The 11,830-nt window shown below is 42.4% G+C and carries 14 protein-coding genes; 7 read left to right on the top strand and 7 right to left on the bottom strand.

What is annotated here, in order from left to right; all coding sequences use genetic code 11:
• The first annotated feature begins 187 nt into the window (after positions 1-187).
• Positions 188-1,486, top strand: coding sequence for an Mg(2+)/citrate complex secondary transporter CitM (citM, locus tag C6347_RS16700; protein WP_060595755.1), 1,299 nt, complete (start codon positions 188-190; stop codon positions 1,484-1,486).
• A gap of 179 nt (positions 1,487-1,665) precedes the next feature.
• On the top strand, positions 1,666-3,297 hold the full coding sequence (locus C6347_RS16695; protein WP_106071869.1) for a M14 family metallopeptidase: 1,632 nt from the start codon (positions 1,666-1,668) through the stop codon (positions 3,295-3,297).
• Between the two features lie 72 nt (positions 3,298-3,369).
• Here C6347_RS16695 and C6347_RS16690 read toward each other — a convergent pair whose 3' ends face one another.
• Positions 3,370-3,855, bottom strand: coding sequence for a phenolic acid decarboxylase (locus tag C6347_RS16690; RefSeq protein WP_106037184.1), 486 nt, complete (start codon positions 3,853-3,855; stop codon positions 3,370-3,372).
• Positions 3,856-3,967: 112 nt separating this feature from the next.
• Here C6347_RS16690 and C6347_RS16685 point away from each other — a divergent pair, with 112 nt between their 5' ends.
• Both C6347_RS16685 and C6347_RS16680 read left to right on the top strand, forming a co-directional pair.
• On the top strand, positions 3,968-4,525 hold the full coding sequence (locus C6347_RS16685; protein WP_034665213.1) for a PadR family transcriptional regulator: 558 nt from the start codon (positions 3,968-3,970) through the stop codon (positions 4,523-4,525).
• Positions 4,526-4,629: 104 nt separating this feature from the next.
• Positions 4,630-5,736: a nitric oxide synthase oxygenase gene (locus C6347_RS16680; RefSeq protein ID WP_060595757.1), complete on the top strand. Its 1,107-nt coding sequence runs from the start codon at positions 4,630-4,632 to the stop codon at positions 5,734-5,736.
• A 19-nt stretch (positions 5,737-5,755) separates the two neighbouring features.
• Here C6347_RS16680 and C6347_RS16675 read toward each other — a convergent pair whose 3' ends face one another.
• Positions 5,756-6,025 carry an acylphosphatase gene (locus C6347_RS16675; protein ID WP_034665208.1) on the bottom strand — a complete coding sequence of 90 codons (270 nt, stop codon included), beginning with the start codon at positions 6,023-6,025 and terminating at the stop codon, positions 5,756-5,758.
• A gap of 122 nt (positions 6,026-6,147) precedes the next feature.
• On the opposite strand from C6347_RS16675, the gene C6347_RS16670 reads away from it, so the two are divergent.
• Positions 6,148-6,798 carry an MOSC domain-containing protein gene (locus tag C6347_RS16670; RefSeq protein ID WP_060595758.1) on the top strand — a complete coding sequence of 217 codons (651 nt, stop codon included), beginning with the start codon at positions 6,148-6,150 and terminating at the stop codon, positions 6,796-6,798.
• Positions 6,799-6,839: 41 nt separating this feature from the next.
• Here the strand turns inward: C6347_RS16670 and C6347_RS16665 are convergent, their stop codons facing one another.
• The 3 genes from C6347_RS16665 to map all read right to left on the bottom strand — a co-directional run bounded on the left by C6347_RS16665 (position 6,840) and on the right by map (position 8,146).
• Positions 6,840-6,977: a YflJ family protein gene (locus C6347_RS16665; protein ID WP_003214303.1), complete on the bottom strand. Its 138-nt coding sequence runs from the start codon at positions 6,975-6,977 to the stop codon at positions 6,840-6,842.
• 134 nt (positions 6,978-7,111) lie between these two features.
• Positions 7,112-7,273, bottom strand: coding sequence for a hypothetical protein (locus C6347_RS19520; protein WP_003214360.1), 162 nt, complete (start codon positions 7,271-7,273; stop codon positions 7,112-7,114).
• A gap of 123 nt (positions 7,274-7,396) precedes the next feature.
• Complete coding sequence (gene map, locus C6347_RS16660; RefSeq protein WP_044139748.1) at positions 7,397-8,146, bottom strand: type I methionyl aminopeptidase; 750 nt, start codon at positions 8,144-8,146, stop codon at positions 7,397-7,399.
• A 191-nt stretch (positions 8,147-8,337) separates the two neighbouring features.
• Between map and nagE the strand changes: the two genes are divergently transcribed.
• Positions 8,338-9,699 carry an N-acetylglucosamine-specific PTS transporter subunit IIBC gene (gene nagE, locus C6347_RS16655; RefSeq protein ID WP_223250510.1) on the top strand — a complete coding sequence of 454 codons (1,362 nt, stop codon included), beginning with the start codon at positions 8,338-8,340 and terminating at the stop codon, positions 9,697-9,699.
• Positions 9,700-9,717: 18 nt separating this feature from the next.
• On the opposite strand, the gene C6347_RS16650 is transcribed toward nagE, so the two are convergent.
• Positions 9,718-10,476 (bottom strand): DUF817 domain-containing protein, encoded by a 759-nt coding sequence (locus C6347_RS16650; RefSeq protein ID WP_106061768.1) that lies wholly within the window; start codon positions 10,474-10,476, stop codon positions 9,718-9,720.
• A gap of 195 nt (positions 10,477-10,671) precedes the next feature.
• On the opposite strand from C6347_RS16650, the gene C6347_RS16645 reads away from it, so the two are divergent.
• Positions 10,672-11,175: a DoxX family protein gene (locus C6347_RS16645; protein ID WP_066031172.1), complete on the top strand. Its 504-nt coding sequence runs from the start codon at positions 10,672-10,674 to the stop codon at positions 11,173-11,175.
• A 44-nt stretch (positions 11,176-11,219) separates the two neighbouring features.
• On the opposite strand, the gene C6347_RS16640 is transcribed toward C6347_RS16645, so the two are convergent.
• Positions 11,220-11,807 carry a YjgB family protein gene (locus C6347_RS16640; RefSeq protein WP_060595763.1) on the bottom strand — a complete coding sequence of 196 codons (588 nt, stop codon included), beginning with the start codon at positions 11,805-11,807 and terminating at the stop codon, positions 11,220-11,222.
• Between the last annotated feature and the right edge of the window lie 23 nt (positions 11,808-11,830).

Raw genomic sequence — 11,830 nt, 5'->3', positions numbered from 1 at the left:
GCTTTTTTTCATGGAATCCATCAAAATCAAAGTTTGAACAAAATGAACAAAAAGCATTTATCGACCGAAAAAGAATTAAAATTCATAATATTTACTTCAATTTCAACGTCAGATATCATGACAGAAAGGGTTGGAAATGGGATACCAACATTTAATGAAAGCGTATACAGCATAAGGGGTGAACAAAGTGTTAGCAATCTTAGGATTTCTTATGATGGTTGTATTTATGGTTTTGATTATGACGAAACGTATGTCTGTTTTAACGGCATTGGTGTTAACACCAATTGCATTTGCTCTTATTGCAGGTTTTCATTTTACTGAAATTTCAGACATGATTGTCAAAGGTGTGCAGCAAGTCGCGCCGACAGCGGTCATGATTATGTTTGCGATTTTGTACTTTGGCATTATGATTGATGCTGGTTTATTTGATCCAATGGTGGCGAAAATTTTAAACATTGTCAAAGGTGATCCATTAAAAATTGTCGTCGGAACAGCTGTCCTGACCATGCTTGTTGCACTTGATGGTGACGGGACAACAACGTACATGATTACAACAACAGCGATGCTTCCGTTATTTACGCTGCTTGGCATCCGTCCGATTATTTTAGCGGGGATTGCCGGAGTTGGCATGGGGATTATGAATACGATTCCATGGGGAGGTGCCACACCTAGAGCGGCGAGTGCACTTGGCGTTGATCCTTCACTTTTATTTGGCCCGATGATTCCAGTCATTGGTGCAGGGGTTTTGAGCATGATTGTGGTGGCATACTTTCTTGGGAAGTCTGAAAGAAAACGTCTTGGTGTCATTGAGCTCGACCAGCCGATTCATGCAAATGAAATGGCAGCGGCACTACAGGATGACATCAAGCGGCCGAAACTTTGGTGGTTTAACTTGACGCTTACGTTGTTATTGGTGCTCCTTCTTGTCTCAGGAAAAGTCAGCTTAACGGTTCTATTTGTTCTTGCTTTCTGTGTGGCGATTATCGTGAACTATCCGAACCTTGAACAGCAGCGTGAACGGATTGCGGCTCATTCAACCAACGTCTTAGCCATTGCTTCCATGATTTTTGCGGCAGGGGTTTTTACAGGCATCTTAACTGGAACGAAAATGGTCGATGAAATGGCGATTTCGATTGTATCTGCCATTCCAGAGCAGCTTGGCGGCTTCATTCCAGTCATTGTTGCGTTAACGAGCGGGATATTTACGTTCTTTATGCCGAATGATGCATACTTTTATGGGGTCCTGCCGATCCTATCAGAAACAGCGGCAGCATACGGTGTTGATAAAATCGAAATCGCGAGAGCTTCTATTATTGGTCAGCCGATTCATATGCTAAGCCCACTTGTTCCATCGACTCATTTACTTGTTGGACTTGTTGGGGTATCACTGGATCAGCATCAGAAGTTTGGCATGAAATGGGCTGTACTTGCAGTCGTCACCATGACGGTCATGTCGATACTTATTGGGGCCATCTCCATTTGGTAAATAAAAGAGTGTCTGCTACTTGAGCAGGCACTTTTTTTAGGTCATATTGCCGAGCAGGCTCGATTCGTTTGCCCTATACAAAGACACTCTTGTTCCTCCAAAAGATATATTTTTGAAAAATACTGACACTTTTACTGTTTTTTTCTTTATAATGCAAATCAACGAAGGGAGAGGATAGCATGTCCAACCGAAAAGGCACGATTCTTTTTACTGCTGTATGCCTCATAGCAGGAAGTTTGTCGATGGTGAGCCCAGCTTCAGCTCATGCAGATACCCCTTATTTTGGAAAGAGTTATGAACAGCCGGCCTCAGTGAAGAAGCTATACCCTGAACCTGACGAGACGTTCGACACCCCTGCCTTTCAGAAAAAAGGAGAAGCCTTTACGACACAAGAAGAGCTTCAAGAATTCTTACGTGATATTGTTCGCAAAAGTCCTTACGCTACGCAGAAACAGATTGGAACATCCATTGAAGGACGGTCCATTTCAGCTCTCTACTTTACAAAGGATCGTCATATCTCTCCACTTTCAAAAAAGCCAACGATCTGGCTTCAAGCACAAATACACGGAAATGAACCAGCCTCCGGTGAATCTGCTCTCGTCATCGCAAAACGATTAGCAGGTGAACAAGGAGAGCGTATACTCAATCATGTGAATATGATCATTGTCCCGAGAATCAATCCTGATGGTTCTTATGCGTTTGACCGCAGGCTTGCAAACGGAACGGATGGAAACCGTGATCATATGACATTAGAATCTCCAGAGCTCACAGCCCTGCATCAAGAATTTAATCGGTATGCACCAGAAGTAGTCATTGATGCCCATGAATACGATGTGGGACAAAAGCAGTTTGATGATATCGGCTCAGCGGGTGCCCTCAAATATCACGATTTACTGATATTATCAGGCAAGAACTTGAATATTCCAGAAAGCATCCGGCTCACGTCAAATGAATTATATGTGAGCGGCGTCCGTGAAACGCTGACAAATCAAGGATTTTCGAATGATTTATATTATACAAGCACAAGAGGAAAGGATGGAAAGATCGATCTCTATGAAGGCGGAACGGATGCACGAATTGGCCGAAATGCCTTGGCGCTCTCGCCAGCGCTATCCTTTCTTGTAGAAAGCAGAGGGATTGGAATTGGAAGAGAGGATTTTACCCGCCGCGTCGCAGCACAAGTCACCACACATGAAAAAATCATTGAAACAACGGTGAAGCATGCTAAGCAGGTGAAGCAGCAAATGGTGACGGAGCGACTGAAGCTGGTGAAAAAAGGACTTCAATCAAATGATGACGATCAAGTGGTTATTCAAGATGATTTCAAAGCGCCGATGGATGATTCGCTTGAAATGGTGGATATTGAAAAAGGACAGACCATCAATGTCCCTGTACGCTTTCACAGTGCGAGCGATGCTGTTCCTGTCATGTCGAGAGAACGACCGACAGCTTATCTCGTTTTACCTGGGCATGAAGGGGTAGAACGGAAGCTACAAACTTTAGGGTTAAAAAGTGTCACATTGCCTGTCGGCGTGAAAGTACCGGTACAAGCCTATCAAGTAACAAAACGAGACGAAAAGAGCAAAACAGATATTCAGCTTGAAACAAAACTCACCCAAAAGAAACGTCAGCTGCCAAAAGGGACAAAGGTATATATCACGGCGCAGCCGCAAACGAATTTATTGTCAATTGCCCTTGAACCAGAATCAAAAGACAGCTATATGTCATCTGGGTTTATTGCTTCAAAAGTGGGCGATGAACTGCCAGTGTACCGGTTCTTGCTATCTCAAAAGACGTTAGGCATTAAATAAAAAAGGGCTAAAATAAACATCATTTTAGCCCTTTGTCTACAATCTAGAAGCGGCACAGTGCGTGCCGCTTTTTTATTTTCGTCCAGCTCGTATTTCATCAGCCATGCCTTCATATGGTGCTTCGGCGATAATGGTTTCGTCATTTACACCTGCATGATGGATATACGTAATGTCCGCAAATTCTGGAACAACATATTTTGGATAGGTTTCGTATTTTTCACGAGATTCTTTCATGAGATCGATATAGTCATTTTGATAGCAAACTGTGATATCTGGACGTTCATGCACCCATTTTGGGAAGAAGATGACGCCATGCATGCGTTTTTCTTCAGGCATAAAGTTCAGAGAGACGTCTGTCCCAGTTGGTTCTGTCCAAGAAACTTTGTAAACGCCTTTTGTCAGCTTCACAATATTCACTTCTTGATCACGGACCCAGCGGCCTCCAACCATTCCGCTATGAATGCGGTAATCAATGGTGTGATCGTTTTTAATGTAAATCTCATATTCCCAGCCATTTTCATACGTATAAATCATATGAAGTCCAACGAATTGATCCATGTTTATTCCTTCTTTCATTAGAATGATGTTATTTCAAACATGTCATGATTTACATGTTTATTTTAAAGTCTATGGTATACTATTGTCAAAGAATAAGCGTTGGAGGCACATTATGAGAGTTTTAAAATATGCCATTCTTGGTTTACTAGATCAGTGTGAGCTGACGGGATATGATATAACCAAACATTTTAAGGATTCCCTTGGACAGTTTTGGAGCGCGAAGCACAGCCAAATTTACCCTGAGCTGAAGCGTCTCACAGAAGAAGGGTTTATTGAATTTGATATTCGTATACAAGGAAAGAAGCTGGAGAAGAAGGTCTATCAAATCACAGAGGCAGGGAAAGCAGAATTGCATCAGTGGTTAAGGACAAAAGACCCGATACCAGAAACAACAAAGGATGAATTCATGCTCAAAACATTTTTCATCTCTTCCATGGACAACAAAGAAGCGGCTGACTTGTTTACACATCAACTGCTAGAGCGCACCAAAAAAATAGACATGCTAGAACAGAAGCTGCACGCTTTAACGGAGGAAGACCCTGCCGCTGAATCGCTTCATTCAGCGCAATTTGGGCATTACTTAGTGCTGACAAGGGCAATTGAAAGAGAAAAAGGCTATGTCCGCTGGCTCGAGCAGACCCTTAAACGGATTGATTCATCCGCGCTCTAAGGACAATGGTCGGATGATATGATAAAAAATGGTTTGAAACCAGTGAATTTATTAATAGAAACCGCTACAATGGATATATTCGTATTAAAGTGAGGCGAGTATGTTTGAGTAATCAAGAAGCGTTGTGGAATGAAGCAGAAGCTTTTATTTCTTTATGCTATGAAGAATTAAGCAAGTCAAATGAAGAGAAAGCAGCACGTCTGCATGAAATAAAACAAGAAATTGACTCTGAAGGGATGTATACTCACACACAAGAGGAATTGGCGCACGGGGCGAAAATGGCGTGGCGCAACAGCAACCGCTGCATTGGCCGTTTGTTTTGGTCAACCCTGCAAGTTCACGACTGCCGGCATGTGAAGACAGAAGAAGAGGTGAAAGAGGCACTCTTTCATCATATTGAGTATGCGACAAATGGTGGGAAAATCAAACCATCCATTACGATCTTTTCTCCAGAAAATCATTCGCAAAAGGAAGTCGTCATTTATAATCATCAGCTCGTTCGTTATGCAGGCTATGAGACGGAGTATGGCATCATCGGCGACGAGGCATCTCTTGAATTAACAACGTTGTGTGAAGCCCATGGCTGGAAAGGGGAAGGCACGCATTTTGATATACTGCCTCTCATGTTTCAGCTAAAGGATCAGCCGCCAGTTCTGTATGAGCTTCCGAAAGAAATCGTCCAAGAAGTCGAGATTACCCATCCTGAATATGAAGGATTTCGTGATTTAGGATTGAAATGGTACGCCGTTCCGATTATTGCTGATATGAAATTAGAGATTGGCGGTATTCATTACAATGCGGCACCGTTTAACGGATGGTATATGGGTACAGAAATTGGCGCACGTAACCTAGCCGATGAAAATCGCTACAATATGTTGAAAAAAGTTGCTTCTATTTTAGGAATGGACACGACAAAGAATGCGTCGCTTTGGAAGGACAAAGCCATTGTTGAGTTGAATGTGGCGGTTCTCCATTCTTACCGAGAAGCAGGGGTGACCATTGTTGATCACCATACAGCAGCACATCAATTCAAACAGTTTGAAAAGCAGGAAGAAAAGGCTGACCGCAAGCTGACTGGGGACTGGACATGGCTGATTCCGCCAGTATCACCAGCTGCTACCCACATCTTCCACAAGCATTACGACAATACCATTGTGAAGCCGAATTATTTTTATCAGGAAAAGCCCTACCATGGGACAGAAAAAGCCTAGCGAGAGCTAGGTTTTTTGATTACCTTATTCGAAAATCCTTATAATGAGCTAATTCAGTGAGCGGCTCCATCTGCATATCTGTGACCTTTGAAAAAGGGCTTCCTTTTCGAACGGTCTTTAAGAAATCAAGCACCTTTTGCTGCTCACCCTCTACCTTTAACTCGACATGACCTTCATCTGTGTTGCGTACCCAGCCTTTCATCCCGCGATTGACGGCTTCTCCTTGAACAAAATAGCGAAAACCGACTCCCTGCACCCGTCCTGCGACAATGGCATGATAATGAATCAATGTCATCTCTCCTTTTTTCTCATCGTACCATAGCATGTAACTGACCTTCACGCATCGACTATGATTTAATTGTCTAACGATGTAAAATAATAGGCATGAGACAACCAAAGGAGATGGTCATCGTGGGACAGAAGAGATATGACATAGTAGGAATCCAAGTAGGACAACCCATCACGACCTATGCGAACGGAAAAGAAATCAAAACAGCCATCAACAAAAAGCGTATTCATGAGCCTGTGTATTTGAGTAAGGTCAATTTTGAGGGAGATGGCCAAGGTGATTTGGTTCATCATGGAGGATATGATAAAGCAGTCTGCGTCTTTCCATATGATCATTATGCTTACTTCGAGCAATTTTTAGGGGTTACATTACAGGAAGCTGCGTTTGGCGAAAATCTGACAGTGCGCAAGCTAGTCGAGACGAAGGTGCGTATTGGCGATGTCTTTCAACTTGGAGAAGCACTTGTTGAAGTGAGCCAGCCAAGACAGCCGTGTGTGAAACTATCTTTTAAGCACGCTAACATGAAGCTTGTCAAGGAAGTACAGCAAACGGGGTATACCGGCTTTTATTTACGGGTGCTGAAAGAAGGCATAGTGCCGCCTGATGGTTCTCTTGTATTAGTAGAAAAAGCGCCCCATCACATTACAGTCCATGAAGTGAACGAAGTCAAATATCGTCAAACAAGTCCAGAGAGGCTGAAAGCCGTTCTTGAAGTAGATGCCTTAGCAGATGTGGTGAGGAAGTCTTTAGAAAAACGAGTTCAGCACATTTAAAAAAAGCCGTACATCTTATACTGATGTACGGCTTTAAGCGTTTATGAGCTAGGTTTCTTTTGCTCAAGAAGATTTGCAAGGAAATATGTTTTTAAGCTTTGAAGCTTTCTTCCTTCATGCTTGGTCACACCAAGCTTCTTTAATTCTTCGACATACCAGCCTTTGCTACCATAATGCATGATAGAAAACTCCTTTCAATTGAAACTGCCTGCATTGTAACATCTCAAAAAAGGACGTGAAAAGTGTGCAGGGGTTAAGAAATGAAAACTGATTCTATCTGCCTATGATCCATGTATATGCTGGAAATAATCATTTATGAATTTGGCGGGTTGAGGGTAACGATGATCATGCCGACCGTCATAATCATGATGACAATACCAAGATAAGTCATCATGGATTGTTTTTTCTTAATACCTACAACCGTTAAGATGATACTTTCTATCAAAAAGATAACTCCTATGATGATGAACCACATATCAAATAAGACCCCTTTCGCATATCTTTGCCTATTTTACCACAGGCATTTTTGTTTAGTCGTGACAGATTCGTGAAAGGGAAACGAAAAAAACCCCTCCAGTGAAGAAGGGGACCTGCTGGCTTACAGCTTCGTTAAAATAATGGGTTCGTCTTTTGTGATCACAATAGTATGTTCAATCTGTGCCACTAGGCTTTTATCTGGTGTTTTAAATGTCCAGCCGTCATCAGTCTGATAAATCGATTCAGCATTTGTTGAAATAAAAGGTTCGAAGGCGATCACTGTGCCATTCTTAAACAAAGCATTATCGAATGGATCATAATAGTTCAAAATATGGTTGGGTGCTTCATGCAGACTTTTCCCGATGCCGTGTCCTGTTAGGTTTTTAATGACGGTAAATCCTTGTTCTTTGGCTGTATTGTAGACTGCACGGCCAATTTGATTTTGTCTTTTACCGGCCTTTGCATGCTTTAATCCTTCGAGGAACGCATCCTCTGCACACTGGCATAATGCTTCAAGACGAGCATCACCTGTACCTAATACGAATGAAATGCCGGTATCGGAATAATAGCCGTCCAGCTCTGCTGAGATATCAATATTGATGAGGTCGCCCTCTTGTAAAATGGTTTTTTCACTTGGAATACCGTGTGCAACTTCATCGTTCACGCTGATACAAGTCGTCCCAGGGAAGTCATATTCCTTTTCAGGCGCCGAATTGGCCCCATGCTCTTCTAATATTTTTTTTCCAATCAAATCTAATTCTTTTGTAGACATGCCTGGTTTCGCTTGGCTTTTCATTTCTTCTCTTGCCAAAGCGACAATTCGACCGACTTTTTTTAAGGCTTCTAACTCATGATCATGTTTGACAATCACTGTTCATTCCCGCTTTCTATAACTTCATTCTATTCAATAGCTTACCACATTTTACGCGAAAAGAGTAAAGAGCGGAATGTCAAATGAATGTGGACAAATTGGTATAGATAACTAGATGTGCATATGATATATTTTTTATGAACATCATGAACGTTTGGTCATGATGAAGACAAAGGGGGAGAAGGCAAATGGTGTTTCAGTTTTTTCAAAAGCTAGGCAAATCATTTATGCTTCCAATCGCTGTGCTTCCGGCAGCAGGGATTATTTTGGCTATTGGGCGGGAGGATGTATTCGATATCCCGTTTATTCATGCGGCAGGGAATGCTATTTTTGCAAACTTGGCTTTAATTTTTGCAATGGGTATAGCGATCGGCATTGCAAAGGATGGTAATGGGGCAGCGGCATTATCAGGTGCGATCTCTTATTTTATTTTATCAGCTGGTACAACGTCGATTAACTCAACGAACAATATGGGGGTATTGGGCGGTATTTTATGCGGGCTATTGGCAGGGTATGTGTACAATCGCTTCAAGGATACAAAACTGCCGGAATACTTAGGGTTCTTTAGCGGAAGACGGCTTGTGCCGATTATGACCGCACTTTTCACCATTCTATTAGCAGCCGTTTTCGGATATGTCTGGCCTCCGATTCAAAGCGGGATCAATGGTTTAGGGGAATGGATTTTAAGTCTTGGTGCGACGGGTGCAGGGCTGTTTGGTTTCTTTAACCGATTGCTCATTCCATTAGGGCTTCATCATGTGCTGAATAACTTATTTTGGTTTCAATTCGGGGAATTCAGCGGGGCAACAGGGGATTTAGCGCGATTCTTTAAAGGAGATCCAAGTGCGGGTGTCTTTATGACCGGGTTCTTCCCAGTGATGATGTTCGGTCTGCCAGCGGCATGTCTAGCCATGGTTGTGACCGCAAAGCCTGAAAAGCGAAAAGCTACAGCTGGCTTGATGATTGGGATGGCGCTTACGTCATTTATTACAGGGATCACTGAACCAATTGAATTTTCATTTATGTTTTTATCTCCACTCTTATATGGTGTCCATGCTGTGCTAACAGGTCTTTCGCTCTTTATTGTGAACACCATTGGAATTCATAGCGGCTTCGCCTTTTCAGCAGGAGCGATTGATTACGTTTTAAGCTTTGGCATCGCACAAAAACCACTCATGCTGCTCGGAGTTGGGGTGCTTTATGGCATTGTGTACTTTGTCGTTTTCTATTTCCTCATTAAACTGTTAAAGCTCAAAACACCAGGCAGGGAAGATGATGACATTGAAGATATTGCAGCCGATGATACGAAGACGGCAGGTGCGAGTATGCTTGTAGAGGGACTTGGCGGCAAAGACAATATCACCACGATTGATCATTGTGCCACTCGTCTACGTTTAACAGTAGAAGATACACATTTATTAAATGAAGGCACATTGAAAAAAGCAGGTGCCAAAGGGGTACTGACTTCAGGGAAAACCTCCGTACAAATCATCATTGGAACGAATGTAGAATTTGTCGCAGATGATCTCCGCAAGGAAGTCGATCGAGATTGAAAAAAGCGTTCAGCCAGGTCAAATGGGCTGAACGTTTTTTTGTTTGCGCTGTTCGATCACCAGCACAATACTGATGACAACAAGTAAAAACCAAGAACTGATTTTCCCAAGATGTACGAGAGACCAAGCGTGCTGTTGATTTGGATATTGCCATGCTCCTAAAAAGGTGGTGACATTTTCGGCAATCCAAATGAAGAAACCAATCAGCAGAAATGAGACGACAAGCGGCATTCGAAAGGTAGAAGAGCCAACCTGAAACGAGACGGACGTTTTTCGAAACACGACAACAAGCAGCAATGTCAGCCACCACCTGAGATCATAGAACCAATGATGCGTAAAGAAATTGAGATAAATGCACAAACTGATCCCGATTGAAAAAAACGGATGGGGCCATGAAGCCATCTGCACTTGAAGCCGGGACAGTGCCTGATAAATATAGCTTGCTACACTCGCATACATAAACCCGCTATAGAGCGGAACCCCAAAGACCTTCGTATAAGCTTCTTCAGGATAGGACCAAGAACCCATATGTACTTTATACATTTCTAAGCCAATTCCAATGAGGTGAAATAGACAAATCACCTTCAGTTCATTCAATGTCTCCAGCCGAAGCGTCAGCATGAGAATCTGTGCCAGGAGGCAAAGCAGTAGAATGAAATCATACCGGTGAAGAAAAGGAATAGCCACCATCTTTGATAGGACAAGCGCCGCAAAGATCATGACAGGGAATAGACACGACATCGCCTGTAAGTAAGCAAAATGGAATAATGTTTTCATACAAAGTTAAACCCCTTCTTATTGTCTGAAATGACTTAGACGGTTTTAGCAAGGGAAAAGTTTACCTCACATAGATATTCATGAACAATTTGTGAATATATATGTGAAAAAGATCACAAATTAGAAACGGCATAGTACAATAAGATCATAAAGAGAATGTGAAATATTTCACATAAATTAAAAGGAGGCATCATCATGTTTACAAAATTCTTACAAACGAATGTATGGGCAGCGGTTATCCTTTTGGCAGCAAGACTTTATATCGGATGGACTTGGCTGACATCTGGTATAGGAAAACTAACAGGCGGATTCGATGCATCAGGATATTTACAATTTGCGATAGCTGAACCTGTTGTCAAAGATGGCCATCTAGTGTATCCGTTCTATGTATGGTTTTTAGAAAATGTCGCTTTGCCGAATGCGGGACTATTCAGTGCCATGGTCATGTGGGGAGAAATCTTAGTAGGTCTAGGATTAATCGTTGGATTGTTCACAACAACCGCAGCCTTTTTCGGAAGCGTGATGAATGTCTCTTTCTTACTAGCTGGTACCGTCTCTGTCAACCCGCTTCTCTTGCTCATTGCCATCGTCATCATGACAGCGAAAGGGAATGCAGGCAAATTTGGACTTGATTATGTCGCAGGTCCAGTCTTGAAACGAACAATGAAAAGAAAGCCGCATTTAGAAGTGGCTTCATAATAAAGAAAAAGCATCCTCAGCTTCTGCTCAGGATGCTTTTTTATTTAGGAATCGGCTTTCATCAGGTTAATATGCAGGACGGTGAGTTTATGCTGATTTATATCTGGGTCATGGCCGACGATAAATTCAAGCTCATAATCTCCAGTTCGATACACGTATTTTTTCTCTTTTGTCTGAGGGATGGTGCTGACCGAATCCGCTGGTCCAAGTTGTTTCTTTAATAGGGAAGGGGTCATCCCGCCGATATTCGTTTCTTTTTCTACATTTGTACCGAAATAACGGATTTCGTCAATTTTGCCTTTTGCATCATAATGAAAAGCAAATCCCGGATTCCCCATTTCAGCATGATACAAATCAAAGCTGCTGTGACCTGTTTCTGGATATGGATTTCCTAGTTTATGATGAACGTCTTTTTTTGTTTGAACACCAATTTTTAGTCCTTCTGCATAGTACGGCATTTGTCCTTTATGTGCCAGCTCATACACGTTGTTTAATGTGGTTTTCGGACCTTGAGGAACGGATTGTTCTACTGCTGTTTTGGTCATGGCGTGTGCTGAGACCGCAGGGCTGAAACCAATTAGGGCGGACGAAGCGAGTGAAGCAGTCACGACAAAAGCGGTTGTTTTTTTCAAGATAAATCCCTCCTTCTTCTTTC

The sequence above is a fragment of the Bacillus sp. NMTD17 genome (assembly GCF_002998735.1).
Classification (GTDB): domain Bacteria; phylum Bacillota; class Bacilli; order Bacillales; family Bacillaceae; genus Bacillus.
This window is presented reverse-complemented; position numbering and strand designations above follow the sequence as displayed.